Here is a 26,917-nt window from a genome sequence, read left to right on the forward strand (position 1 = left end):
AGTCGATTACATCAAACAAGTTGTCTCTTCGACTGTATCCATCGCCGTTGAAACTTATTCAGAAACGAATGGCATTACTCGCCAACTTGTAAAAAAAAATGCTTGAGCCGACCTGACCAACGCCAAATCGCCTTAGCTCAAGGGCAGATATGGCTAATTACAGAAGGTGGAAGTGGGCTGGGGTATGCTCTAGCCAACAAGCTACAAGAGCAAGGACAAAAAACGGTTGTCTTACAGTTTCCTTCCCTTCCCACAACCACAGAAAACTCGACGGATATGATTGCTTTAACCGAAACCACAGAAGCCTATTTACAAACAACCCTCAAAACCATTCAAAGTCAATTTGGTGCAATCGGTGGGTTTATTCATACTCATCCGTCGCCTAGAACAGCTACATCGTGTGAAGATTTACTCCCACAAGAAGATATAGACATCGTTCAAGCTGTTTATTTTCTAGCTAAACATCTCAAACCTGCTCTCAATCGTGGGACTAAATCTGATTACAGAAGCTATTTTGTCACAGTGACTCAAGTCGATGGTGAATTGGCTACTTCTGGGGAAAAAGCTTGTTCTGTGATTGGCACCGGTTTATCTGGATTAGTCAAAGCCTTACACAGAGAATGGCCAAATGTGCATTGTCGTTGCCTAGATATTAGTCCACAACTACAACTAGACACAGCTATTGAGAGCATTATCGAAGAAATTGCCGATTCTGATTCGGGTTTAGTTGAAGTCGGACGCACTCAAAAACAGCGCATGACTCTCTGTTTAGAAAAGGCTAAAGCCGTCTATTCTCAAGAAAACAAGCCAAACCATCAAAGTGTATTTCTCGTCACTGGTGGAGGGCGAGGAATTACAGCTGATTGCATCCTGGGATTAGCCAAAGCTTATCAATCGAAATTCATTTTGTTAGGACGCACTTCTTTATCACCTTCTGAACCTGCATGGGCTGATAACTGTACAGATGAGCAAACACTAAAACAACGACTGATTGCATATCTAGCTCAACAAGGTCAACATTCCACTCCTGTAGAAGTTAATAAGATATTACGTGCAGTGATTTCTCAACGAGAAATTCGCCACACCCTAGAAGAAATCAAACAATTCGGTGGTCAAGCTATTTATGAGAATATCGATATTACTCAAAAAGCCGAAATCGAAAAACATCTCCCAGATATTGAACGACAACTAGGAACGATTACAGGAATAATTCACGGAGCAGGTAACTTAGCTGATAAGCGAATTGAGAAAAAAACCTTAGCGGATTGGCATCAAGTATTCAATGCCAAAATCATCGGTTTAAAAAATTTACTAGCTGTACTAAATGTGAAAAAATTGCAGCAGGTTCTTTTATTTTCTTCCGTGTCTAGTTATTTCGGCAATGCAGGTCAAACCGATTATGCCCTAGCTAATGAAATCCTGAATAAATTTGCATATACTTTGCCCTCTCTTTATCCGCAAATACAAATTACGGCTATTAATTGGGGACCTTGGGAAAAGGGAATGATGAATCCGCTGCTACAAAAATATTATCAAGAGCAGGGGATTGATCTGATTCCTGTGGACGTAGGTGTGCAATTCTGTCGAGATGAGTTAAGGATTGCTAAAAATCATCCCGCTCAACAGATTGTAATTACTGGCTCACTCAGTATTCCAAGTAATTACACTTTAGAACAACAACACCAAGACGAATATACCCGAAAGTTAACAACATCGGAAAATCCTTTTTTACAAGATCATGAAATTGGCGGTTCTGCTGTTTTACCGATGACTTGTGCGATGAACTGGATGGCGAAATCTTGTGAAGATCAATTATCTAATTATCAAGTCAGAGTCATCAGTGATTTTAATATTCTCAAAGGAATTCGATTTGCTAATTCAGCAGATTTTGACTGCACATCACGTCTAACTCTTCTGGAAATAGACAATGATTTGTTCCGATACTCAGTCCAAATTAGCAGTACGGCTAAAGAGAGAATTCGAGAATTTCATCATTACAAAGGAACTATCGCTTTAGCTCAAAAATGGGGAGAGATGCCGATTTACTCCGATCTAGATTTAGATGCGACTTCAAATAGTCAAATTGATAATTTATATGGAGAGAAAGGATGTCTTTTTCATGGTTCTGCTTTCCAAGGTGTACGCAAAGTTTTACAGATCGATAAACAGAAAATTACTTCGCTGTGTAATTTGTCATCTATTGACTTAAAGCAGCAAGGACAGTTTGCGGTTAATTCTTTTAATCCTTATGTAGCAGATGTGCAACTACATAATGTATTGATTTGGACATATTGGCATTTAAAGCAAGGTTGCTTACCCACCGCAGTCAAAAAAGTAGAACAGTTTTATCCTCTGAGTTTTGAGCAAGATTTTTATGTGACTACCGAAATTATTTCTTGTAATCAAACTCAATTAGTTGTTGACATTTTTGCTCATGACCAGCAGGGAAATATTTTTATGAAATGGCATCAGGTACATTTCCATTTATTGCAAAAATTAACAACCTTATTTTGGGAAAAGGAGGCTTAGTCAATAATGAGTGAGATAGCTATTATCGGTATTGGCTGTTTATTTCCCGAAGCCAAAAACCCCGCCGAATTTTGGGATATTCTCATGGCAGGTCGAGATGTCACTTCGGAACTGACACCAGAGGATTTATCAGGTAAAAACCCATCAATTTTCTATCATTCCGAAGTAGGGACTCCCGATAAAATTTGCTACACCAAACATGGCTATTTAAGAGGATTTAAATTTGATCCGCATGGCTATCGAACCCCCGCAGAAAAGCTCAATCAACTCGATCGCATTTATCATTTCTGTCTCTACGCTGCTAAAGAAGCCTTAAAAGATAGTGGTTATGGCGACAAAGAACAGATATTAAGCCAAACAGGGCTAATTTTAGGCAATCTCTCCTTTGGCACAGAATACTCTAGCCGATTGTTTTCGGCAATGCACTTACAAGCCTTGGAATTTTTTGTCAAAAAACTGCTTCGCTTTCCTAACTTTTCGTTTAAATCTCCGCTAGAAAACTTACAAATTGCCCCAGAAAACGCCATCACAGCCAGTGGCCCCACGGATGTAGTCTGTAAGAGCTTAGGACTGGGAGGAACGCGTTTTGCCATTGATGCGGCTTGTGCCACTTCTTTGTATGCGATGGAGTTAGCTGCTTATTACCTCAATACAGGTCAAGCAAAGATGATGTTAGCAGGGGCAGTCTGTAGCCCCGAACGTCTTCACGTTTTGCATGGGTTCAATGTTCTCCATGCCTTTCCCGGCCAAGGTAAAAGTATTCCCCTGGATAAATCCTCTGAGGGAATTAAGATTGGTGAAGGAGCTGGGATATTTGTTTTAAAACGGCTGTGTGATGCTCAAAAAGATGGCGATCGCATTTATGCAGTCATTGAAAATATTGGTTTATCTAACGATGGCGCAGGTAAACATATCCTTAATCCCTCTCAGAAAGGGCAATACCTAGCCCTGGAAAGAGCCTACCGCCAAACCCCATTAGCAGACTATATTGAATGTCATGCCACTGGCACAGCTGTCGGAGACAAAACAGAACTCAACACCTTAGAAAAGTTTTTTCAAGCTAAAAAAACTACCGCCAAGGTGGGAGCTAATAAAGCAAATTTTGGCCACTTGCTGACCGCTTCTGGTATGGTTAGCTTGATTAAAGGGATCTGGGTAATCAAAACAGGCACAATTCCTCCTACCATTGCCATTAAGGAGGCGATCGCCTCTGATCAAGGAAGCATCACAACTGCACAAATACTACAAACCCCTACCCCATGGCCACAAAACCATCAACCGAAGAGAGTCGGCATCAATGCTTTTGGTTTTGGTGGGACTAATGCACATTTAATTTTACGAGAGTATAACCCGGAAATCTTGCAGGCAACCTCAGAGAATCACATCCAACAGACAAGTGCATTAGCGATCATCGGTATGGACATTCATGTAGGTTCGGTAGAAGGTATCCAGGCCTTTAGCCAAGCCCTCTATACACAGCAAGAACTCAAGCAAGTTTTGCCCCCTTGTCGGTGGATCGGAGCAGAGGACACCTTAGACGAGTTACCCCCACCAGGAGTTTATCTAGAAAAGTTTGATTTAGATTGTTTACGTTACAAAGTTCCGCCAAATCAAGTCAGTTCTCTTTTGTTTGATCACCTGTTAATGATGAAAATCGCCGATGGCGCTTTACACGATGCCGGATTTAAAAAAGAAGAACGCTTTAGTAATACGGCTGTGATCGTGGCGATGGAAATGAATCTGACTGCCCATCGCAGTATCACTCGACTGAATATGCCTTGGTATGTGCGAGAGAGCGTCCAACGGCTTAAACTCGATCTCACACCGGAGCAAATTGACACCTTAGAATCTCTGCTCAAAGGCTCAATTTCACCAAGTTTTTACCTAGAAGGAATCACCGGCGGAATTGGCAATCTAGCAGCTAGTCGCATCGCCTCTTTATGGAACTTTACAGGCCCAGCTTTGACTGTATCAGCCCAAGAAGGTTCAGTACCAAAGGCGATCGAGATAGCTAAGTTTTTGCTAGAGCTGGGGAAAGTTGATGCAGTTGTTGTAGGAGCGATCGATCAGGCAGGTGGGTGGGAACAAGTACAATGGCGCAAAAATTCTTACTCTCTTAATAACTCTGTCACCTTTGGCGAAGGAGCTGCTGCTGTAGTTTTCAAAAAAGCCAATGAGGCAGACGAATTAGGACACAAAATCTATGCCACGATAGAAGCCCTCGCTATACAAAGCCATCAGAACAACTCAGTTGCTCAAGCAGCTAAACAAGCATTAGCCCAAGCCCAAATCAGTCCTGAAAATGTCGGATATTTAGAGGTCAGTCAAAATCCCCTTGCGCCACAAAATGAGCAAGAAATTACTCAACTTAACCAGTTATATTCTTTAAGCACTCAATCAGTAGGCTCGGTTAAAAACTCCATCGGTAATACTTTTGTTTTATCGAGTCTATGTAGTCTGATTAAAACCTCTTTGATGCTCTATCACCGTCGTTTACCCAATCATCAATCACAAAGCTTTGCTGCCATTAATGAAGTTAGTCAAGATGGAAGTTCTGCTCATTTAATTTTACAAGCAAGCCACTATCAAGCATTTGTTGCTGATTCCAAAGAACCCGTATCAAAAACTTTTACACAACAATTATTCAAGACTATATACAGTGGGTCTACGCGCATGGAAACTATTTTGTCTAAAACAGCTAATTTCCCAGAATTGAAGCTGCAACCAGTTCAAACAAATAAGCCGCCTCTGATTGTCGCTACCAATAACGAGTCAACTACATATTCTCACTTGAGCCGGAAACAGACTATTTTTAACCAACAGTCCATCATCAACAAGGAGTTAGAAATTTTATTTCTTCAGGTTCAAGAGGCATTTTATCAAAACTTGAGCAATCAATTAGCATCTAACAAAGTTTTCATGCCGACTTTATTAGTTGAAGAAAAACTCAGTCCTGACTTACCAAAAGAACAGGGTAATTTAATTGATAGTTTGTTAAGCCCAGCTATTGCAGTTAGTCAACTTAAGTCGAACCAGCAAATTCAAAAAAATGTTTGGGATTTTCAGCAAATCTTGGAAATGTCAGCCGGAAAAGTTGCTAGTGTATTAGGAGATTACTATCAAGAGGTAGATACTTATCCTATTCGGACTCGTCTGCCTTTACCGCCCTTTATGTTTGTTAGTCGCGTCACTAAAATGACAGCAATACGCGGTAAATTAGAGCCTTGTTATATTGAATGGGAGTATGATATTCCTGCTGATACATTTTTTGCTGCTCATCAGGTTCTCACAGGAATTATTCCCTTTGAAGCGTCTCATGTATTGCTGCTAGCTCTTAGTTATATCGGTTGTGACTTAATATTCAAAGGCAAGTTACGATACAGAGCGATTGATAGTGAGGTTGAGGTTTTAGGAGAACTTCCCCAAGCCGGAGAGACAATCCGAGGAGAAGTATTTATTAATAAAATAATTAAAACAAATAAAATTATACTGCTACAATATACATATAATTGTTATCATAGAGATCAACAATTATTGCGGATAAATGCTAATTCTGGGTATTTTTCCGAAACAGATTTACAGAAACCTAAAGGTTTACCAGAATTTAAGATTTCCCCAACAGAAAATATTAATATTACAACGTTTTCTCCACCCTTAATCTGCGACAAAGATTATTTTCAGGATGAAGACATTAAAGCTTTACAGGCAGGAAATTTTGCTGATTGTTTTGGATCTGCTTATCAATTAGCAAATCCCATCGATCAACTTCTATCTAGCCATCAATTGCTGATGATTAATCGCATTTTAAAGGTAGAAAGAGCAGGTGGTTTATGGCAGTTAGGAAAAATTGTCGGTGAGGTCGATATAAATCCAGAACATTGGGTATTCAAGGCTCACTTTAAAAACGATCCAGTTATGCCAGGAACTATGTTAGTAGAAGGCTGTAATCAAGTTGCTCTATTCTATATGTATTATTTAGGATTACATACTCAATTTCAGCAATTTAAAGCAACATGGGTGCCGCATATTGGCAAAAGTAAAGCCAAATTTAGAGGGGAAGTTAAACCCAAACATAGCAAAGTGCAATTTAGAGTTACAGTCAAAGAAATTAATAGTTCCCATCAGCCTTACATCATTGTCGTTGCCGAAATTTTATTAGACGGAACTATCATTGGCATTTGTGAAAATTTAGCAGTAAAAATGCAAGCATATAATTAGGATAATCAATCATGGATACCTTGAAGACTACTTTCAACTCTCATGCAAATACCTTACAAAAACAACAATCTTCAGATTTAAATAATGGTGTTGTCAATTCTTATAATGAATGGGATCTTTTAGAGGAAGTGATTGTTGGTCGTTTAGAAAAATCCATACATCCTCGCCAACATATTGTTTTGCTAGGAGGAATTCCCCAGAAGTTCTACAATCTTCTATTTTGGATTGGTGGAAATAAAGTCTCTCACAAATGGGGAATTGAACCTGCACAAAAAGAATTAGATGAATTTATTCATATCTTAGAAGCCGAAGGAGTTAAAGTTAGACGACCTGATATTATCGATCACACCAAAAAATATGCTACGCCGAACTGGTCATCTCCAGGAATGTGTTCAGCTTGTCCTCGTGATTGTTTTATAGTCATTGGGAATGAAATTATTGAAGCTCCGATGTCTTGGAGAAGTCGTTATTATGAGCATCATGCTTATTATTCCTTATTTAAGGAATACTCTGCACAAGGAGCAAAATGGACTTCAGCCCCTAAACCGCCGCTTTTAGATACGCTTTATGACAAAAATTATAAAGTTCCTAAAGATGGAGAAGCGATGCGCTATGTTATTAATGAATCCGAAATTGTTTTTGATGCTGCGGATTTTGTACGCTGTGGGCGAGATATTTTTGTAACAAAAAGCAATGTCACTAATCAAGCGGGAATTGATTGGTTGCAGAACCATTTAGGGAATGAATATCGGATTCATATTATCGAAACTCATTCCAAACAACCAATGCATATTGACACGACATTTATGCCTCTAGCTCCGGGTAAAGTCATGATCAATCCCAAATATATTGATGTGAAAAAATTACCTGCAATTCTGAAATCTTGGGACATTTTAATTGCTCCAGAGCCAGTGATTGTCAATCGGGGATTCTTTAATGAAACGGCTGCTTTATGTAGTATGTGGCTGAGTATGAATGTTTTGATGTTGGATGAAGAAAGAGTTATTTGTGAAAGGACTCAAGAGCCAACTATTAGAGCTTTAAAAGATTGGGGATTTAAACCGATTGTTTGTGATTTTTTGCAATTTAATCCCTTTGGTGGAGCTTTTCATTGTGCGACATTAGATGTTAGAAGACGTGGCACTTTACAGTCTTATTTTTAACCAAGTAAATGAGTAAAACTATGCTGTTAACCAAATATAATAATTGGCTTTCCCTCAAAAAAAATGTCTCTAACACCCATTTAAAATGGCAAGGTTCAGAGAAATCAATTATCACCCAAGCTGAAGAAATTCATCGTTATTTGCATAATCTAGACGCGGAATTTTATTTATTGAAAACCGCTGCGGGAATTGCTTTAGCCAAAGGTGGTGAATTATCAACAACTGGATACGATTGTCTAGGCTCTATTCCATCTTTAAAACCGGAATCCATTGGTAATGATGAGTTTAAAAACGATCATCAAACCAGGTTTGCTTACCATGCTGGTGCAATGGCGAATGGAATTGCTTCGGTTGAAATGGTAAAAACATTAGGTAAACAAGGATATCTCGCTTCATTTGGAGCAGCAGGTTTGCCACTCAAGCAAGTTGAAGCAGCCATTCAAGCAATCCAAGCTGAATTAAGAGAAGCGCCTTATGCGTTTAATTTGATCCACAGTCCTTCTGACCCCAAATTAGAAAAAAGTTGTGTAGATTTATATCTCAAGTATGGGGTGAGGACGATAGAAGCTTCTGCATTTATGGGTTTATCTCCTAACCTAGTTCGTTATCGGGCTGTCGGGCTTTCTCGTAATGGCAATGGAGAAATTATTGCTAACAATCACATTATTGTCAAAATATCTCGACGAGAAGTGGCGGAGCAATTTTTAAAGCCAGCGCCGGAGAGTTTATTAAATCAGTTGGTGAGTCAGGGAGCAATTACATCCGAGCAAGCGCTTTTAGCGCGTTTAGTGCCGATCGCCAGCGACATCACTGTAGAAGCCGATTCTGCCGGACATACAGACAATCGCCCGTTAGTGTGTTTGCTGCCATTGATCCAAGCCTTGCGCGATCGCATTCAACAAGAGTATGGCTATACAAAACGCACCCGCATCGGTGCAGCAGGAGGAATCAGCACTCCGAGTTCAGCATTAGCAGCTCTAGCGATGGGAGCAGATTACATTGTCACTGGCTCAGTCAATCAAGCCTGTCTAGAGTCAGGCACATCTGCAACCGTCAAAGACTTACTCGCCCAAGTCGATATGGCAGATGTGATGATGACACCGGCGGCGGATATGTTTGAAATGGGGGTAAAAGTACAAGTTCTCAAACGGGGAACTTTTTACCCCATCCGGGCGCAAAAACTCTATGAAATCTACCGAAAATATCAATCCATTGAGGATATTCCAGCCGCAGAGAGACAAAAAATTGAACAGGAAATGTTTCACAAGGATTTGCATACCGTGTGGAATGAAACCCGAGAATTTTTTCAACAGCGAGATCCATCTCAAATTGAAAAAGCTCTGAAAAATCCCAAGCATCAGATGTCTCTCATGTTTAGATGGTATTTAGGCAAATCATCTTCTTGGGCTAAAGCTGGATTAGAAGAACGCAAAATGGATTATCAAATTTGGTGTGGCCCAGCTATGGGTGCGTTTAATGAGTGGGTGAAAGGCTCGTATTTAGAAAAGCCAGAAAACCGCCAAGTTGTTGATGTTGCCAATCATTTAATGCGCGGTGCCGCTTATCTATATCGACTGCATCTAATCAATGGATTAGGTATCAATCTCAGCCCATTTTATAAAACCTATCGGCTGACTTTATAACAAATATAGTAGTCATTTGTTATTTGTTATTTGTTATCACGAATGACCACGGACAATTAACTAAGGACGACCATAATGAGAATTTTCACAACTCAAATAGGATTGCTATAGGGACTGAAGACTAGGTTCTCAAAGCTAGGCAGAGAACCTATTCTGACTCATTAATTCTGACTCCTGACTCCTGAATTCTGCTGTCTGAAAACAATTTTCTCCACTTTTTTGATCAATTTAGAGGTAAAATCATGGCCAAGTTGACATTCGTTAAATCACAACAACTGATTAAACAAATGAAAAAATATTTGCCAGGAGGAGTTCACTATAATTTTCGCTACTCCGGCAAAGATACAATCATTCCTTTTAATAAAGGACGAGGATCTCGTGTTTGGGATGTGGACGGTAATGAACATCTCGATCTGTTTTGTAAATTTGGGGCTTTAATGGTTGGACATGGTAATCAAGCTTACAATGCTAAGTTAATCGATTACATGGACAAGGTTCTATCAGTAGACCAATGTGATTTAGAGCCGATAGTATGCGAAAGAATTGTTCATTATGTTCCTAGTGCAGAGATGGTGCGGTTCTGTCTGAGTGGTACAGAAGCCGTGCAAAATGCCATCCGACTCGGACGTGCTTATGCGGGTAAACCAAAGTTTGTCCGTTTTCGGGGTCACTATCACGGGAATGCTGATAATGTTATGGGCGGTAAACCCCAATCAACTGATTATCCAACTCCAATGGCTTATGAAGGTGATTTTTTGGGAACGGATGGACGCGCTCCCCATATTATGGAAGACCAGTCATTTATGCTTCCTTGGAACGATTTTGCCGCCTTAGAACAGTTAGTGAATCGCTATGGCGATGAGATTGGGGTGATCATTATGGAACCCATCTGTATTAATGGCGGTGGGATTTTACCCAAACCCGGTTATCTAGAAAGTGTCAGACAACTATGCGATCGCCATCATATAACTCTGATCTTCGATGAAGTGATTACTGGTTTTAGAACTGCTCTAGGCGGAGCGCAGTCGTTATTGGGTGTGACACCAGATATTACAGTCTTTGGTAAAGCTTTAGCAGGTGGTGCTTTACCTGTGTCTGCGATCGTTGGTAAAAAAGAAGTCATGCAACTCTATGTCGATCAAAAAGTCATCCATGCAGGGACGTTTAATGGCTACCCTCTAGGATTAGCTGCAATCCTGGCTAATATCGAACTTATCGAGAGCGATCCCTCAGCTTACAAAAGAATGAGCAATTTATTATTCCAAATCGGTAGCTCGTTGGTAGAAGCAGCGAAAGCGGTAGATATTCCGATGGTGGTTCAGGGAGTCCCGAATATTTTAGTGTTTCATTCTCAAGCAGAACCTTTAACACAGCCAGAAGGCTATGATGACAACACCAAATTGCGTGATATTCTGATTACTCGACTGTGTAAAGAGTATGGCATTCAGTTTTCTCCTATTTCTCGCTTTTATAGCAATCTGTTAATGGAAGAATCCGATGTGCAGTTTTTCCGAGACAGAATTGGTGACACTATGGCTGAAGTTAAGAAACTGCTCTCGTTGTTTGAAGGGAATAGTCTAGCTGCTTAGACTTCCAGCATATTCTCCCTTTCTGTACTAGTAGTCTGTCCCATTAATTATGAAAGGTTATAAAAGTTTGTAGTAAGCACTTCAGTGCTTAAAATTGAGCGATAAATCGCTCACTACAAACCTTGCAAAACTTATGGGACAGACAACTGGAGAAAAAGGGGAAAAACAAATATAAAGCGATCGCAATTGGGAAAAATAAACCATGAACAGTGTCCCCAAAATTGCTGTAGTCACAGGTGCAGCAGGAGGGTTTGGACGAGAAATCGTTCGTTACTTACTTAAAGAAGGCTTTTATGTAGCCGCGACGGATACTTGCAAAGAAAGACTCTATCAATTGCCAGACTATACTCAAGATGCAGAGAATCTGCAATTGTTAATCATGGACGTTGCCGATCTCGATAGTATTCGTCAGGCGGCTGAAGATATCAGCGAGCGCTTTCCAAACGGACAGATTGCAGTTTTAGTCAATAATGCCGGGATTTTCGAGCGTACCCCAATCTTATTTTCCGATTGTTACGATCGCGTCCGCAAAACCTTTGAAATTAATCTTTTAGGCACATATTACTGTACCAGTATCTTCGCTAGATATATGGTCAAACATAAATTTGGCCGCATTATCAATATTTCTTCCATTGCAGGTACTTGGGGTGCAGCCTTAGCCTCTGCTTATGCTGCTTCCAAAGCTGGGATGATTGCAGCTGCTCAATCTTGGGCTAGAGAACTCGCTCCTTTTGGAGTATGTGTCAATGCGATCGCTCCTGGTGTCTTTCAAACTAATATGTTAGACCAGGCTGAACCCAAAGGCCCCTCATTTGTAGAAAAGCAATTAGTTGATTTTATTCCAGCTCGCCGTTTGGGTAGCCCTAAAGATGTTGCCGAATTAGTCTTATTTCTCGCCAGTTGCCAAACAGATTATCTCAATGGCACTGTATTCACCCTAGATGGCGCTTTACAAATTGGTACTGTTGAAACCACACTCATGGAGTAGTTATTAACAATGAATTTTCGCAATCCCAAAAACATTTTATTGACTGGCGCTACTGGTGTTGTTGGTGCAAGAATACTGTGTGAAATCCTTGCCTCTACACAAGCCAATATTTTCTGTTTACTTAGAGGCAAAGAAGTAGATCGAGCCAAAGAACGCCTCGCCCAATTAGTGCAGGTTTATGACCCAAACAATCAATTAGCAGACTTATTTAATACTAGAGTTATTCCCATTTTAGGAGATTTAACAAAACGACGCTTCGCTGTAGAAAATGACAAGTATAAACAACTATTACAGCAAATCGATCAAGTATTTCATGTTGCTGCTAATGTCAGTATGATCGCCAGTTATAATCAATTAGCGGAAATTAATGTCAAAGGCACTGAAGAAATCATTGATTTTTGTCTAGCGGGTCAAATTCCTTTGCTGTACACATCTAGCTATAGTGTCATGGGAAGCAAAGCCTTTGATTCTGGATTTGTGTTTAAAGAAAATCATCTGGAGATCGGACAAAAATTTGAATACCAAGATTATGAAAAAACGAAATGGGAAGCAGAAAAACGCATTCAACAAGCTGGTAAACGCGGCTTGCGTTGGATTACTGTTCGTCTAGGAGACGTTTTTGGTGATAGTGAAACAGGTTGTTATCCTTTAACCCAAACAACCAATCGTAGTATTTATTATGAAATAATCAAATCAATTACAGATACAGGTTTATTCTTTTTTGGATGTGACCCTCTGTATTTGACACCAGTTAATTATGTAGCCCAAGCCTCTCTCTATCTTGCCCACCACCCCGAAGCCGAGCAAAAAACCTTCCATCTGTGCAACCCAGATTTTAAATTAATGTACGGTTTTGCTAATTCTCTCATAGAGTTTGGTTACAAGGTGAAAATTCTCCCATTAGAAGAATACTTGCCGCTATTTAGAGCTAATTCTGTAGAAAAAAATGGTAAGCCTTATTCTTCATCTTTCACCAACTTGATGCTGTTTCTAGAATATGTTATTGGTTTAGAAGCTTTAGTTTCTTCCGATCCTGGCTTAAAAACCGTTGAGGTTGACACATCTAAAGCCCAACAAATTCTGTCTCCAGCCAATATTATTTGTCCGCCTATTAATCCAGAGTTGATGTCAAAATACCTCAATTACTGTATTGACAATAATTTTATTGTTTCTCCTTCAGAACAGTCTTTTGCCACTATCAAAAAATGCTAATTTACAATTTTTATCCCACCTTAACCCTCCCCTTATAAAGGGGAGGGAACCATATATTTCCAGTCTCCCCCCTTTATAAGGGGGGATTAAGGGGGGTAATTTGACTTAGAGCCTGTCAAGAAACAACTTTCACAATTTATTATCTAGAAAGCTTACTGAGAAAGCATTTCTAGCTCAAAAGAAGCAAGATTGTTACATGACAAGCTCTTATGTATACACGGTAGTCTTTGGGAGAGGCGCTGGGGGTGAGGGAAAAGGTTTAAGCTTGCATTGGGATGCTCTCAACCAAACTATATTACCCATTTACAAATGACCAAGGACAAATGACAAATGACAATTGCCAAAATTGGAGTACAGAACAAGTTTTGTGCTTTGGAACATCTAAGCATACAAAAACTTGGTGAGCAGATCAATAATCAAGAACTAGATCCTCGGCACTTAGTTGAGTATTTTCTTGATAAAATTGATCGAGATTCAGAAAAAGACCTGATCTTTATCGAGATTTATCGAGAAGAAGCCTTACAAGCAGCGCAAGCGGCTTATCAAAGAGCCAAAGAGCATCGTCGGCTCTCTTGGTATGATGGTATCCCTCTGGTATGGAAAGATAATTTTAATATCCAGGGAAAACCAACTACAGCAGGATTAAAAGTCTTTCAAGACAAAATTGCTACTGAAAACGCTGTCATCTATCAAATAGCTGTCGAGTCTGGATTGATTTGTTTGGGAAAAACAAATATGACAGAATTAGCGTTTTCTGGACTCGGTATTAATCCTAATTTTGGCACCCCTAGTAATCCTTTCGACCTTGATAAAAAGAGGGTTCCAGGGGGATCTTCTTCTGGATCAGCGATCGCCGTTGCTAAAGGTTTATGTTGTGTTGCGATCGGAACTGATACAGGCGGCTCAATCCGAACTCCTGCTGCTTGGAATAATTTAGTCGGGTTAAAAACAACAGCTGGTTTGCTACCAACTGAAGGAATTATTCCTCTGAGTCAAACTTTAGACACGGTTGGTTTTTTAACTCGGACTATTGAGGACGCAGCAAGTTTATACAATTTATTCACCCGCACTGAGAATACTAATTTATCTCACTTAAAACTAGCAGATATTAATTTACTAGTCTGTCAAACAACGGTGTGGGAGCAAATTAATCAGGAAGTATTAGAAAAATTGACAACTTTCATCGAAAACATAGCCACAAAGGGAATTAAAATTCACAGTGATGCTATTGTTGAATTTGAGCAAGTTTGTGAGCTAATTAATCGTCAAGGTAATATTGTCAGCTATGAAGCCAGCCAAAACTGGTTGAAATTTTTAGAGGCCAATCCCGAATGTATTTCGCCAGATATATTTGAGCGATTTTCTTTAGGAGCAACACTAAATAAAAGTGACATTGAGCAAGTGCATCAAGGTCTATATATACTGCAACAGCAATATTTACAACGAACCCATGATTATCAAGTAGTTTTGATGCCAACAGTTGTCAGTCTTCCACCTGTGATTAATGAATTAGAGCAAGATAGTCAAAAATATCAGGCAGAAAATTTGTTGTCATTAAGGAATACACGTCTTGTTAATCTTCTTGGATTATGCGCTCTATCGTTACCCATAGGAATGACAGATTCAGGATTACCAATAGGATTAATGTTAGTAGCACCTCCTTTTTCTGAAAATTTGCTATTAACAGTAGGTGCAATTTTAGAAAATTTGGTATATAGTTAAAATTTAAATAACCGAGTAATTCTCTAATTTAAAATCATTAAATATGGGTGAGGAAAAACATAATTTGCAAAATCTCTTTTCGGCGTTAAAAAAACGCCGTTTAGTTCTTCCTTTAATCATGGGTTTAGCAATTTTGGGCGCTATTCCGAGTTATTTTTTGTATTGGAGTGAAACAAAAACAGCTTCACTCCCATCTCCTGTTTCTCAGAATAAAATAGATCCGATAGAATCAGTAAGTGCAGTCGGAAGACTAGAACCTTTAGGAAATGTCATCAAACTATCTGCTCCTGCTTATCAAGGTGGTGCAAAAATTATCCGTTTGTTTGTCAAAGAAGGCGACTGGGTTAAACCCAATAGTATTATCGCTATTCTTGATAATCACGATCTCCAAAAATCTGCGGTTGAGCGCAATCAAGCAGCCGTTAGAGTTGCTTTGGCTGATTTAGAAATTGTCAAAGCCGGATCTAAACAAGGAGAAATTGAGGCTCAAAAGGCTATAGTAGAACGATTAAAAGCTGAGTTAAAAAATAAATTAGTTTCTGAGCAAGCTATTGTTTCTCGACTGCAAGCTCAATTAGCCAGAGAAAAACAAGAACAATCAGCTACAATCAATCGTTTAAAAGCTGAATTAGATAATGCTAATATATCCTTTGCTCGTTATCAACAACTTTTGCAAAATGGGGCGATCGCTAAATCAGAGTTTGACCAACGTTTTTTAAATCTGAAAATTGCTCAACAACAACTGGTAGAAGCAAAAATTAATCTCCAGAAAACTGTAGAAGTTTTAGACAAAGAAATCACTGAAAAAACTGCTAATTTTCAAGAAACTCAAGAAACTTTAAATAAGCTAATTCAAGAAGCAGAAGCCAATTTAGCTCGACTACTAGATGTCCGAGATGTAGATGTCACAAAAGCAACAGAAGAAGTTGCAGAAGCCAAGGCTAATCTTAAACAAGCACAGGAGGATTTGGCTTTAACCTATGTTAAATCTCCCCAAGCAGGACAAATTTTGAAAATTTATAGCCATCCTGGTGAGTATGTGAATGCCGAAAAAGGCATTTTGGAGCTTGGACAAACTAAAAACATGGTAGTTATAGCAGAAGTATATGAAAGCGATATTAGCAAAGTTCGCCCTCAACAAATAGCGATCATTAATAGTGAAAATGATGCTTTCACCGGTGAAATTAAAGGCAAAGTTAATCGTATCGGTTTAAAAGTTGCCAAGCAAAATATTTTAGAAACCGATCCGGCATCTGATACTGATTCTAGAGTGGTTGAGGTAGAAATTCACTTAAATGCTCAAGATAGTCAGCGAGTTTCGCGTCTAACATACTCTCAAGTTCTTGTAAAAATTTTGTTGCATCCACTTAACTAAAAGTTATTTTTTTATGAAAATACCTCTAGCATGGCGACAGTTAACTCATAATAAAGTTCGTTTGCTGGTTGCAGTTTTAGGCATCAGTTTTGCTGATATTTTGATGTTTATGCAGCTAGGGTTTCTCGATGCTTTATTTGATAGTTCTGTTATTTTACATGAACGTTTAAATGGGGATATTTTTTTGATAAATCCCCAATCAAATTCTCTGGTAGCCATGAAAAGTTTTTCGAGAAGATATTTATATAAATCTCTTGCTGTCAGAGGTGTTGAATCTGCCAGTCCTGTCTATCTAGAATTTGCTTTTTGGAAAAATCCTTTTAATAAAAGCAGTCGTGCTATTTTAGTTTTAGGCATAAATCCTCAGTATAAAAGTTTTAACTTTCTCAATTTATCAAAAAATATTCAAGTATTAAAAGAACAGGATGTGGTTTTATTCGATGAACAATCTCGTCCGGAATTTGGCGCCGTCGCGGAAGAATTTAGAAGAGGTAAAAAAATTATCACAGAATTAAAAGGAAAACGCGTTAAAGTAGCTGGATTATTTAGTCTCGGCACTTCTTTTAGTGCAGATGGGAATGTTTTGACAAGTGATTTAAATTTTTTACGTATCTTTAATCGTCATCGAGATTCCATAGAGATTGGTGTAATTAAACTCACGCCGGAAGCAGACTTGTTGACAACTCAACAGGCTTTACGTCAATCTCTTCCGCAAACTATCAAGGTATTAAATCGTACAGAATTTATGGATTTTGAGAAACAATATTGGGAAAATAGTACTTCTATTGGGTTTATTTTTTTCTTAGGTACTACGATGGGATTTATCGTAGGCATTGTAATTGTCTATCAAATTCTTTATACAGATGTAGACGATCATTTATCTGAATATGCTACCTTAAAAGCAATGGGATATCGAGATTTATATTTTGTAGCTGTCATTTTCCAGGAAGCAGTTATTTTAGCATTTTTAGGATATTTGCCGGGGGTATTTATTTCTATCTCGCTGTATTCATTAACAGCCAGTGCTACAAGTTTACCTATGTTTATGACTGCTACAAAATCAATAGTTGTTTTAGTTTCTACAATAATTATGTGTTGTGTTTCTGGAATAATTGCGATGAATAAGCTGAAATCTGCTGACCCGGCCGACTGTTTCTAATACTTAGATATTAATTATGAGCATTTCAATTCATGGATTTAAATGGTTTTGGCAGTTTTTTAGTGCTTTGTTAAAAAAATACTGGACTCAAACATTGCTATTATGTTTTACTGGTGTCTTTCAACTAGTTTTTGATATTTGCTTGCCATTTGTTTACGAACTAATTTTTGATCGGGCGATTAATCAAAAAGATAGTCATTTTTTGTTCGTGTTATTAAGTATATTGATTGTTGCTTTTTTAATATATAGTTTTGCTGGGATTAGTCAAGATTATTTAAGTTCTTTGATTGGAGCAAAAGTTTTAAGAGATATACGTTTAAAAATGCTCCATCATTTACAAAATTTAACTATGAGGTTTTTTGCTGAGACTGAAAGTGGTGAAGTCTTATCGAATTTTACTCAAGATTTAGCTGATATAGAAAGAGTCATTACAATTGATATTCCGGTGAGTTTCTACAATGTACTTTTGTTTCTTAGTAGTGCTTTGCTGCTGTTTGTTGTTGAGTGGCGGCTAGCTTTAGTAACTTGGATAGCATTGCCAATAGGTTCTTTAAGTTCTCAACTATTTGGTTCAAAAGCAACTCAAGCAAGTTATCAACGTAAGCAAGATGAAGCTAAAGTTATCAGTTTAGTCCAAGAAACAATTAATGCTCAAGCTGTAATTAGAAACTTTAGATTACAAGATTTCATTTTAGGGAGATTTCGTCAACAGCTTGATATTTTATTAACTAGTAGTTTACGTAGTAATTTTATCAGTTTTTTGTTGGGAAGATTTTCTTTATTAAATATTGTATTTATTCAAGTATTAATTGTAGTATTTGGGGCTTTTTTAGCAATTGAAGGGAATTTGACTGTTGGCTCTTTAGTGGGATTTATTAGTCTATTATTTAACGTTAACATTGCTGCTGATGCTTTAGCTCAACAACTTCCTAACATAATTAAGGCGAATAGTTCTATGCTACGTCTTCAAGAATTATTTACTACACATCCGATGATTGTCGATCATCTCCAAGCAGTGTGGTTATCTATTCCTCAGCAAGAAATTGCTTTGAAAAATGTTAGCTTTAGTTATTCTGGTCAAGAAACTACCTTACACAACATTAACTTGACAATTAAGATCGGGCAGTCTGTAGCTTTTGTCGGGCCGAGTGGCTCTGGTAAAAGTACGATTCTGAATTTGTTAACTCGTCTTTATGAACCCGATCAAGGAGCAATTTTAATTGATAAATATGACATTCGAGAAGTTACTCAAGCTTCCCTTCAATCCCATACAGGTATAGTTTTCCAAGATTCCTTTTTATTTAATACAACTATTCGAGAAAATATTCTTTTAGGTAATCCTGATGCAGCTGATGCAGATATAGAAGCAGCTGCCGAAGCAGCTGAAATTCATCATACAATCCTCAGTTTGCCTCAGGGCTATGACACAATCGTTGGGGATAGAGGGGGTAAACTTTCAGGTGGTCAGCGACAACGAATTGCGATCGCCCGAGCTTTGTTACGGAATCCAGCTATCCTCTTACTTGATGAAGCCACAGCCTCCTTAGATCCACAAACGGAAGCGGCTATCAACACAACCATCAATCGTTTAGCGATAGGCCGAACCCTAATTTCTGTGACACACCGTTTAGTCAGTGCGATCGCCTCAGATTGCATCTTTGTTCTTGATAGGGGAAGGCTTGTAGAGCAAGGCTCTCATCAAGAATTACTCCAACGCGAAGGACTATATTATCGATTGTGGAAAACTCAGGCACATCTGAGTATTAATTAATCTCATTTCGAGCTTCTTGGATTAATGACATTAAGTTTGAAAAAATCAACACTCACGAATTAGGAGACAAACAATGCTAAATCAAACAACTCAACAACTAATTCCATCTGATATATATGTAAGTGTTCAAGGAAATTTGCAACATTTCCACCAAGGGTATTGGACACCGGATATTGATGTGCAAGATATAGATTTAGCTCAAAAACGCTACGTTGAAGAGCTAACAAAGCTCATACCAATTAAGCAAGGTGATACTATCCTCGAAATAGGATGTGGAACTGGAGAAACTGCAAGGTGGCTAGCCCAGAATTTTCAATGTTCTGTTCATGCTGTTGATTTAGTTGAAGCTAATATTTTGAAAGCCAGAGAAGCAGTAAAAAATCAAAATCTAGAACATTTAGGGGAGCAACGCGATTTTGTGAGGTCGGATCAAAAACCAGCGATCGCTAAAACTTATATTTCTGCATGAGGTGATTTTATTTGCAATTAACATACGTAATTGCACGAAAAATTATCTTTATGAGATATCTCAAAAAGATTGCTAGTAAGTTATTTGACGATTATTGACAAATATATCTGCAATAAATCTTTAAGGCTTGGTATCAATTATGGCAGAAAATCAATTAAATGCCGAATTGAAGTATAAAATTTATCAAGCACTTTGAGGTTTGATAAACGAATTAAATATAGAATCACAAAAATTATCCCAAGTTTTAGCTATCCATTGACATCGAAGATGTAACATGATTTCGGCATGATTTTTAAGCCAAAACTTACTGTTACCTTTCATGCGTAAATTAACAACTTGACGAATTAAACTTTCAACTGCGCCACTACCAAGAGGGAGCTTTTGAGATGAAACTTCGTTGTATTTTAAAAGTCTCCGTCGGTAAGCTTTTAAAATATAATTTCGCTCTCGTACTAAAATTTTCAACCGTTCTCCGCTCGCTCCGTAAATAAATTCATCCATGTTTCTCATTAAACCTAATGCTTGACCTTTCTTTAAAGTTTTTCTCGCCTTTTTAAACCATTGGTGGCGTTCATCTTTTGTGCTAAATGCAGCATCAGCGAAGTCTTGTAAATGTGATGCGGCGTGATAAAAATCTAATAACTGATAAGTTGGAGTTGGGCAGTTTATTTTTTTTAATAACCGAGGAATATGTATCCATATCCAGTCGGCACCATCGGCAATTAATAAAACCTGTTTTGCCTGACTAATTCCTAAATTAACCAAGTACATCTCTAAGATTTGTAAAAATCCTTCAAATCCTGCATAAGTCCCATCGTTGGTAATAGGAATCTCTCCATTCCTAATTTTTTCACCTTGCTCATTCACTACATAAATAGTTAATAACTTTGGCTCAACCCATTCTCCTGTATAGCCTACACGGTTACTCTTAACCTTACGCCTACCTTTATTATTAATCCGAATTCGGGTACGACCTCCGTCTACAGCGATGACAACACGCTGGTCTTTCAGGACATTATTTGTCGGTAAACTGCCAAGTTCTAAACTTGTGATTTTCGATTCACGTAAATTTATGCCAATTTTACCAAAGTAATATGTTAGCCGTTCTATGCGTTTTAGACTAACATTTATACCCCAATCAATTAATGTTGTCCGCGCTGCCTCAAATGAGCCAGCAACTGCACCGTATTTGGTAATTGTTGATAAGATAGCAGGGGTTAGCCCTTCAGACATTCCCAAATATCTTAAGAAGGGACAAAAACCTTCATGTAAAGATTTATTATTTTTATTTGATTGAGTTGGACGTTCAACTATATACGGTAGTTTCAAACTTACTTCGACATTCCCAACTGTTAATATTTGTCGTTTTTTATAACCATGCTTTTTTGTGCTTGCTTTCCACCACCCTCTTGTTTGTTGTTCTGCTTTATCCAAAAACTCTTGAGATTTTGACAGATTATGGAGCAACAAGGCTGTACATTCTCCTGCCAAAATTAGGGTCACTTCTCTAATTTTTTTCTCACGTTCTCTGAAAACGCGCCCATCCCATTCTGATATATTCGTTAGTTCTAAAAGTTTCGTAACTTTTCCTTGAAACTGTTTTAATGAACTGCTTAAATCAAAGGTAGAATATATACTATTTTTCATTCTGTGTAGGCATTCCTTGTTTTGATGTTAGATATCAAAACCTTTACTTTTTGGGAATCCTACCTTTTTTTTGCCACAAACACGAGTCATCTTCACATCATAAAATAGAACATCAAATTACCTCAGTATTAATACTATCTCAAACGTAGTCAATATTTATTTTGTACTGAAGCTAATTTTTAGCGTAGGCGCAGCCCGCCGCAGGCATCGCTTGTTTTTTGTCGCACCTCACAAAATCGCGTTGCTCCCACATTTAGTTCATGTGCATCAAATGGACGCTTTAGCTATGAGTTTTCCTGCTAAATATTTTGATCATGTACTCGGTATAGAGGCAATTTATCATCTTAAAGATAAAAAGACTTTATTTGCCAAAATCAAAGAAGTTTTGAAGCCAGGAGGTTATTTAGTTTTTTCAGACTATACGTTAGAAACACCATATTCTTGGCTGTTATACGAGGTAGCTACAGAAATGGTTGAAAGCAAACATTTAATAGGAATTGATGATTATCATGAAATGTTAAGCAATGCTGGATTTATAGGAATTAATAGCATAGATGTAACTAAAAATACCATGATGAAAACTTTTGAATATGAAAAAGATGAAAATTACAGGAATGTCAAAGAATATGTACGTGTAAACTACGGTATTTTCTCATATTTATTAGTAAGTTTGCTGGTGCCAGTGATTACTTATCTACTGCTAGAAGGAGTTAAAAATAATAAATTAACACTACAATTTATTTCTTGTGAAAATGATTGCTGAGTGATTTTTATTATGAGAAAGTTTTAGGAAGTTATGATTGTAAAATGAATCTGGCAATCATAACTTCATCAAATATTAGTAGATTTTCTAATCAATATTCGATAATCGTGCCTGACGCGATTTCGATATCGATGAACCAAAAAGGCTGTTCGACACTTCCCTTAAATTTCGGGACTGTTTGATGTCTGACCAAATTCTCAGATACTCAACGATGTTAATCTTGATTGGATTTTGTGTACCAATGTTTTTTGTTAGTCCATAAATAACTTTCTCTTGCTCAGGTTGATATGTGCCAAATAGCTTGTCCCAGATACACAAAATAGCACCATAGTTTTTATCAATATACTGTGGATTTGTACCATGATGAACTCGATGTAAAGATGGTGTATTCAAGAACTCCTCTAAAATGCCCAAGTGACCAATTTTTTGAGTGTGAATCCACACCTGATATAGTCCTACAATCTCCAAGGATAGCAGAACGACCAAAGGATGAAATCCCATCAGCACCATTGGAATGTAAAAAATCCACAAGATGAAATCTTCAATCCACGATAATCGCAACGCTACAGAGAGATTGAAATCAGTGGAACTGTGATGCACGCTGTGGTATGCCCAAAAGAAGCGAATACGATGTTCAGTAACGTGATTCCAGTAATATATAAAATCAGCAATCAAAATTGCTAACAAAATAGTCCCAATATTCACTGGAATTCTCAAGGGACTTAGTGTGGAGAAAAAAGACAATCCACTTAAAATTAACACAATAGCGATGGCACGGCTGAGAATTTCATGGACAATCCCAACACCAAAATTTGCCGCAGTTTCTTTATATTCTCGTTGCTGAAAAGCGACAAAATCAATCGGAATCTCAACTAAGATAATAACTAACATGAGCGTGGAAAATTTTTCTAAATGCTGAGTTAGCCAAGGTAAGATGTCACTATTCATGTCTGCGTTCCTCAACTGTGCAAAAATTAAACCAAACGATTGATAGAAGCTCGAAGTAAGAAACTTCCAATTAATCCAGATGATTCCCTCACGAACTCTCATTTTGAGGTTTGCGAATTTGAACGGTCTAGAGTTAAAATATGAGCATCACTCACTTTTATATAATATGAGCAATACTCATATGATGTCAAGAGTAATGTGAGCAATGCTCATCTATTGGGGGAGGCATCGATCAAGCAAATGGTTGTCAATTCATCAAAATCCTTGGAAATGCGTCGTAAACCACGACAAGCCCGGAGCCAGGAACGGGTAAATCAGATTTTGGATGTAGCAGAACAGATGTTTATTACAGAGGGCTATAATGCTACGACAACGAACGCGATCGCCAGTCGTGCTAAAGTTCCCATTGGATCGCTCTACCAGTTTTTCCCCGATAAGGCGGCAATTTTGCTAGCATTAGCCCGACGCTATACAGCGTTACTGCACCAACGTTTTGCAGAGTTAGACTCAGATGAAATGACAAAGGTGCCTTTAAAAACCTATGTAGAGCAGATTATTGATACCACTAATCAATTTTTTACCGATCATCCAGGCTATCATGCCATCTTTATGCAGGTACAGGGGAAAGTGCCAGAACTGGAGGAGATCGAAACCGCTGCGGATACCCAATTGATTCAGGATTTAGCCATTTCCTTATCTCAACACTATTCACAGTTAGAGCCTGTTGATTATGAGGCGATCGCCTTTGTGTTGGTAAAAGCGATCGGCACATTGCTCTGGTTGTCTCTAAGTCAAGAGCCAAGCTTCCGCCAACGGCTGATAGCAGAAATCAAGCGATTAACGTTGAGTTATCTGTTTAGCTATATGCCTTGTAACTTTCAAGAAACACAGGTGATAGGTATCGGGGTGAAATGAGGAATCGTCAATGCGCTGTTTGTTATTTGGTATCGTGATTGTCTACCAAATCCTTTACTCTAATGTTTCTGATCACTTGCCAGAATACGCCACCCTCAAAGCAATGGGATACACCGATAACTATCTTTTGGGAGTTCTAATTCAAGAAGCATTGTTATTGGCTATCTTAGGTCTTCTGTCTGGATTCATTCTTTCTTTTGGGTTGTATCAAGTCACTTATGCAGCGACAATGCTTCCTATTTTCATGAAAATGGATCGGGCGTTCAAGGTTTGGATTTTGACCGTGATTATGTGTGGTGTTTCTGGTGCGATCGCAATACAGAAGTTACGATCTGCTGATCCTGCTGATGTTTTTTAGACGCGATGAATTACGTCTGTATAGAACGCGATTCATCGCGTCTCTACAAGAATTAGATGAATTGCGTTTCTACAAGAAATAGGAATTATCTGCTCCATATCTAATGCCCTATAAAATCTTATGTTGCAAAAATCTTTACCAGAGAATTCCAATTCAACACTTTCTACTTTAGAATCTGTAATTTCTGTTAGTAACCTCAACCATTATTTTGGTGAAGGTGGGCTTCGCAAACAAATATTATTCGACATTAATTTGGAGATTAAGGCAGGGGAAATTGTCATTATGACTGGCCCCTCTGGATCGGGGAAAAGTACTTTGTTGACTCTGATGGGTGGATTGCGTTCTGCCCAAGAAGGTAGTCTCAAAATCTTAGGAGAGGAAATTTTTGATGCCAAAAAGCAGCAGTTAACTAAGCTACGCCGCCAAATCGGCTATATTTTTCAGGCTCACAACCTGATGACTTTTTTGACGGCTAGAGAAAATGTACTAATGTCTTTAGAGTTACATGACGATTTTCTCAATCAGGATATCAACGCCAAAGCGATCGCCATTTTGGAAACTGTCGGTTTAGGAGATCGTGTCGATTACTATCCAGAGAAACTATCTGGAGGGCAAAAGCAACGGGTTGCGATCGCTCGTGCTTTAGTTAGCCATCCTAAAATTGTCTTAGCAGATGAACCCACTGCTGCACTCGACAAAAAATCTGGGCGCGATGTCGTAGAAATAATGCAGAAGCTAGCTAAAGAACAAGGTTGTACGATTTTGCTAGTTACCCACGATAACCGCATCCTCGATATTGCCGATCGCATCATTTATATGGAAGATGGTCAGTTGAAGACCATTAGTGAGATGGAAAGATAAAAGACCAACTGTTTTCGGAATCACCGCTTATTTGACTCCACGGAACGTAGTTAAATGCGAGTATTGAGGTAATCTTTGCGAGTTTGCCAGTCTGGAATGATGGTTTCTAAGAGTTTGTAAAAGCTTGGGGAATGATTATGAATACGAATACAGCACTTGCGTCTGTTATGAGGTACAATAAATTAAAATATAAATACCTTTACAATGAAGTCATACGGGAGCATCTCACCTTTGCAAAAATATCAGCAAGCAAGTTGACCATTGAGATAAGCAGATCGAAGTTGTAACATTCGAGGAACATTTTCCAATTTCCACTGTGCGCCAGAAATTTTCAACCGCTTACCGATCTGTTTGACAGCAGATTCAACAGCACCAGAACCAATAGAGCAGAAACCTTCAGAAGAAAAATATTCGTAGTTAACGATTCGTTCTGAATGCTTTTTGAGGTAGTTGATGAAATTTTGGGCAGGCTTTTTTTTCAAATCAACAAATAAAGCGATCGCTTCCGGAACCAGACCAAGCCATTGGAGGCTCTCTGCGGCTTTAAGACGTTTGATTGAGCCACCGACCTTGCAGAGGTTTTCCTTCAAGTGATACCAATCTAAAATTTCTTGCCTTTGTTGCTGAGTGCCAATTTCCTGAAACAGATTCCACACCCCATCATGACCATCTCCCAAGCAGACTTTCTTGGTAAAGAAGACGTTGACTATTAACCCAATCTGTCAAAGACAGGTTGTCTTGGAAGAATGTACCGTAATAAATGCCTTGCAGACGAACAGCTTTGTAGTCTCGCCAGTAACTTTCCACGCCCTTAATTTGAGAACGCAAGCGGACTTTTCCTCCATCAATGCTGATCTCTGATACTCCTTGAAGAGTTTCTGGTTCTGAGTACTCAATTCGTTGTACTAATCGTTGTAACGTGCTGTGAGATACTGTTATCCCGGTCAATGCTTCAATGTCTCTTTCACTATCTTGAAATGATTCATTTCCACTCAACAGCAGACAGTTTTTCTCAAACAGTGGACTTAATTGGCTATAAGGCTTTAGCCCCAACACTTGTGCCTGTTTCTGTGTGATTGTTATCTTACCCACAATGCTCTTGACTACTCGTTTTCTGCCAAGTTCTGTTCCTGTGACTTGTTTGATAAAAAAAAAGCAATTTTTGGACTGACTTGCTCTAGCATCTTTGTCCTTACTGCTTTTTCTATACTCTCAAAGCTTGTCAACTCTTCTGTTGACGTATTCCGATAAAGAATTTCTGCTGCTTCCTGCAAACAGGTTTCCAAACGTTGGAAGTCTTCAGGGTTCATAGTAATTGCACTTGCCGCTCTTGTTGCCAGTATAACTATTTTCCCAAAATTACACCTGTATTTGCAAAGGTGAGATGCTCCCAAGTCATACTCTGTCGATCTTCGAGAAAAAATAGTTGCAGCACATCTTCAGAAAAACATTTCAATCAGAAAAGTAGCTAACATATTTTCCGTCTCAAAAAGTTTAGTTCAAAAGCTTGTAAAACAACAAAAACTTGAAGGGAATTTACAATCCAAGCCGCGAGGAAAGCCACAATTTAGTCATTTAACAAATGCA

General features: G+C 38.4%; 18 protein-coding genes and 2 pseudogenes. 16 read left to right on the forward strand and 4 right to left on the reverse strand.

Annotated elements, in window-relative coordinates; genetic code table 11:
• Positions 1-102: 102 nt before the first annotated feature.
• The 12 genes from VB732_RS29790 (at position 103) to VB732_RS29845 (ending at position 19,838) form a co-directional block, all read left to right on the forward strand.
• Positions 103-2,529: an SDR family NAD(P)-dependent oxidoreductase gene (locus tag VB732_RS29790; protein WP_323234471.1), complete on the forward strand. Its 2,427-nt coding sequence runs from the start codon at positions 103-105 to the stop codon at positions 2,527-2,529.
• A 6-nt stretch (positions 2,530-2,535) separates the two neighbouring features.
• Positions 2,536-6,747: a beta-ketoacyl synthase N-terminal-like domain-containing protein gene (locus VB732_RS29795; protein ID WP_323234472.1), complete on the forward strand. Its 4,212-nt coding sequence runs from the start codon at positions 2,536-2,538 to the stop codon at positions 6,745-6,747.
• A gap of 11 nt (positions 6,748-6,758) precedes the next feature.
• Complete coding sequence (locus VB732_RS29800) at positions 6,759-7,910, forward strand: amidinotransferase (RefSeq protein WP_323234473.1); 1,152 nt, start codon at positions 6,759-6,761, stop codon at positions 7,908-7,910.
• Between the two features lie 20 nt (positions 7,911-7,930).
• Positions 7,931-9,553, forward strand: a complete 1,623-nt coding sequence (locus tag VB732_RS29805; RefSeq protein WP_323234474.1) for a PfaD family polyunsaturated fatty acid/polyketide biosynthesis protein — start codon at positions 7,931-7,933, stop codon at positions 9,551-9,553.
• 242 nt (positions 9,554-9,795) lie between these two features.
• Positions 9,796-11,142, forward strand: coding sequence for an aspartate aminotransferase family protein (locus tag VB732_RS29810; RefSeq protein WP_323234475.1), 1,347 nt, complete (start codon positions 9,796-9,798; stop codon positions 11,140-11,142).
• A 202-nt stretch (positions 11,143-11,344) separates the two neighbouring features.
• The gene (locus VB732_RS29815) at positions 11,345-12,130 is read left to right on the forward strand and encodes an SDR family NAD(P)-dependent oxidoreductase (protein WP_323234476.1); all 786 of its coding nucleotides are present in this window, start codon (positions 11,345-11,347) and stop codon (positions 12,128-12,130) included.
• Positions 12,131-12,139: 9 nt separating this feature from the next.
• Positions 12,140-13,342 carry an SDR family oxidoreductase gene (locus tag VB732_RS29820; protein ID WP_323234477.1) on the forward strand — a complete coding sequence of 401 codons (1,203 nt, stop codon included), beginning with the start codon at positions 12,140-12,142 and terminating at the stop codon, positions 13,340-13,342.
• 330 nt (positions 13,343-13,672) lie between these two features.
• Positions 13,673-15,064, forward strand: a complete 1,392-nt coding sequence (locus VB732_RS29825; RefSeq protein ID WP_323234478.1) for an amidase — start codon at positions 13,673-13,675, stop codon at positions 15,062-15,064.
• 43 nt (positions 15,065-15,107) lie between these two features.
• On the forward strand, positions 15,108-16,439 hold the full coding sequence (locus VB732_RS29830) for an HlyD family efflux transporter periplasmic adaptor subunit (RefSeq protein WP_323234479.1): 1,332 nt from the start codon (positions 15,108-15,110) through the stop codon (positions 16,437-16,439).
• 13 nt (positions 16,440-16,452) lie between these two features.
• On the forward strand, positions 16,453-17,598 hold the full coding sequence (gene devC, locus VB732_RS29835; protein WP_323234480.1) for an ABC transporter permease DevC: 1,146 nt from the start codon (positions 16,453-16,455) through the stop codon (positions 17,596-17,598).
• 16 nt (positions 17,599-17,614) lie between these two features.
• Positions 17,615-19,369: an ABC transporter ATP-binding protein gene (locus VB732_RS29840; protein ID WP_323234481.1), complete on the forward strand. Its 1,755-nt coding sequence runs from the start codon at positions 17,615-17,617 to the stop codon at positions 19,367-19,369.
• Positions 19,370-19,442: 73 nt separating this feature from the next.
• Positions 19,443-19,838, forward strand: coding sequence for an SAM-dependent methyltransferase (locus VB732_RS29845; protein ID WP_323234482.1), 396 nt, complete (start codon positions 19,443-19,445; stop codon positions 19,836-19,838).
• Between the two features lie 183 nt (positions 19,839-20,021).
• Here the strand turns inward: VB732_RS29845 and VB732_RS29850 are convergent, their stop codons facing one another.
• Positions 20,022-21,485 carry an ISLre2 family transposase gene (locus VB732_RS29850; protein ID WP_323234483.1) on the reverse strand — a complete coding sequence of 488 codons (1,464 nt, stop codon included), beginning with the start codon at positions 21,483-21,485 and terminating at the stop codon, positions 20,022-20,024.
• Positions 21,486-21,747: 262 nt separating this feature from the next.
• On the opposite strand from VB732_RS29850, the gene VB732_RS29855 reads away from it, so the two are divergent.
• On the forward strand, positions 21,748-22,248 hold the full coding sequence (locus VB732_RS29855) for a class I SAM-dependent methyltransferase (protein ID WP_416235784.1): 501 nt from the start codon (positions 21,748-21,750) through the stop codon (positions 22,246-22,248).
• An 87-nt stretch (positions 22,249-22,335) separates the two neighbouring features.
• Here the strand turns inward: VB732_RS29855 and VB732_RS29860 are convergent, their stop codons facing one another.
• Positions 22,336-23,196, reverse strand: coding sequence for a sterol desaturase family protein (locus VB732_RS29860; RefSeq protein WP_323234485.1), 861 nt, complete (start codon positions 23,194-23,196; stop codon positions 22,336-22,338).
• Between the two features lie 240 nt (positions 23,197-23,436).
• On the opposite strand from VB732_RS29860, the gene VB732_RS29865 reads away from it, so the two are divergent.
• From VB732_RS29865 to VB732_RS29875, 3 genes and pseudogenes are all read left to right on the forward strand, one after another.
• Entirely contained in the window at positions 23,437-24,111 is a 675-nt protein-coding gene (locus tag VB732_RS29865; RefSeq protein WP_323234486.1) for a TetR/AcrR family transcriptional regulator, read from the forward strand.
• Between the two features lie 22 nt (positions 24,112-24,133).
• Positions 24,134-24,469, forward strand: a pseudogene (locus VB732_RS29870) (FtsX-like permease family protein); the annotation flags it as partial.
• Between the two features lie 120 nt (positions 24,470-24,589).
• Positions 24,590-25,330 (forward strand): DevA family ABC transporter ATP-binding protein, encoded by a 741-nt coding sequence (locus VB732_RS29875; RefSeq protein WP_323234487.1) that lies wholly within the window; start codon positions 24,590-24,592, stop codon positions 25,328-25,330.
• A 50-nt stretch (positions 25,331-25,380) separates the two neighbouring features.
• On the opposite strand, the gene VB732_RS36050 is transcribed toward VB732_RS29875, so the two are convergent.
• Both VB732_RS36050 and VB732_RS29880 read right to left on the reverse strand, forming a co-directional pair.
• A complete protein-coding gene (locus tag VB732_RS36050) occupies positions 25,381-25,509 on the reverse strand; it encodes a YgjP-like metallopeptidase domain-containing protein (RefSeq protein ID WP_416235785.1) in 129 nt (42 codons plus the stop codon).
• Positions 25,510-25,572: 63 nt separating this feature from the next.
• Positions 25,573-26,640 (reverse strand): annotated as a pseudogene (locus VB732_RS29880) (ISKra4 family transposase).
• Positions 26,641-26,917 lie beyond the last annotated feature (277 nt).

Source organism: Nostoc sp. UHCC 0252, assembly GCF_034931145.1.
Taxonomy (GTDB): Bacteria; Cyanobacteriota; Cyanobacteriia; order Cyanobacteriales; family Nostocaceae; genus Nostoc.

Bases quoted from the DNA above. Each gene is read 5' to 3' on its own strand.
- VB732_RS29795 (WP_323234472.1), top strand. From the start codon at position 2,536: ATGAGTGAGATAGCTATTATCGGTATTGGCTGTTTATTTCCCGAAGCC.
- VB732_RS29800 (WP_323234473.1), top strand. From the start codon at position 6,759: ATGGATACCTTGAAGACTACTTTCAACTCTCATGCAAATACCTTACAA.
- VB732_RS29805 (WP_323234474.1), top strand. From the start codon at position 7,931: ATGCTGTTAACCAAATATAATAATTGGCTTTCCCTCAAAAAAAATGTC.
- VB732_RS29810 (WP_323234475.1), top strand. From the start codon at position 9,796: ATGGCCAAGTTGACATTCGTTAAATCACAACAACTGATTAAACAAATG.
- VB732_RS29815 (WP_323234476.1), top strand. From the start codon at position 11,345: ATGAACAGTGTCCCCAAAATTGCTGTAGTCACAGGTGCAGCAGGAGGG.
- VB732_RS29820 (WP_323234477.1), top strand. From the start codon at position 12,140: ATGAATTTTCGCAATCCCAAAAACATTTTATTGACTGGCGCTACTGGT.
- VB732_RS29825 (WP_323234478.1), top strand. From the start codon at position 13,673: ATGACAATTGCCAAAATTGGAGTACAGAACAAGTTTTGTGCTTTGGAA.
- VB732_RS29830 (WP_323234479.1), top strand. From the start codon at position 15,108: ATGGGTGAGGAAAAACATAATTTGCAAAATCTCTTTTCGGCGTTAAAA.
- devC (WP_323234480.1), top strand. From the start codon at position 16,453: ATGAAAATACCTCTAGCATGGCGACAGTTAACTCATAATAAAGTTCGT.
- VB732_RS29840 (WP_323234481.1), top strand. From the start codon at position 17,615: ATGAGCATTTCAATTCATGGATTTAAATGGTTTTGGCAGTTTTTTAGT.
- VB732_RS29845 (WP_323234482.1), top strand. From the start codon at position 19,443: ATGCTAAATCAAACAACTCAACAACTAATTCCATCTGATATATATGTA.
- VB732_RS29850 (WP_323234483.1), bottom strand. From the start codon at position 21,485: ATGAAAAATAGTATATATTCTACCTTTGATTTAAGCAGTTCATTAAAA.
- VB732_RS29860 (WP_323234485.1), bottom strand. From the start codon at position 23,196: ATGAATAGTGACATCTTACCTTGGCTAACTCAGCATTTAGAAAAATTT.
- VB732_RS29865 (WP_323234486.1), top strand. From the start codon at position 23,437: ATGGTTGTCAATTCATCAAAATCCTTGGAAATGCGTCGTAAACCACGA.
- VB732_RS29875 (WP_323234487.1), top strand. From the start codon at position 24,590: ATGTTGCAAAAATCTTTACCAGAGAATTCCAATTCAACACTTTCTACT.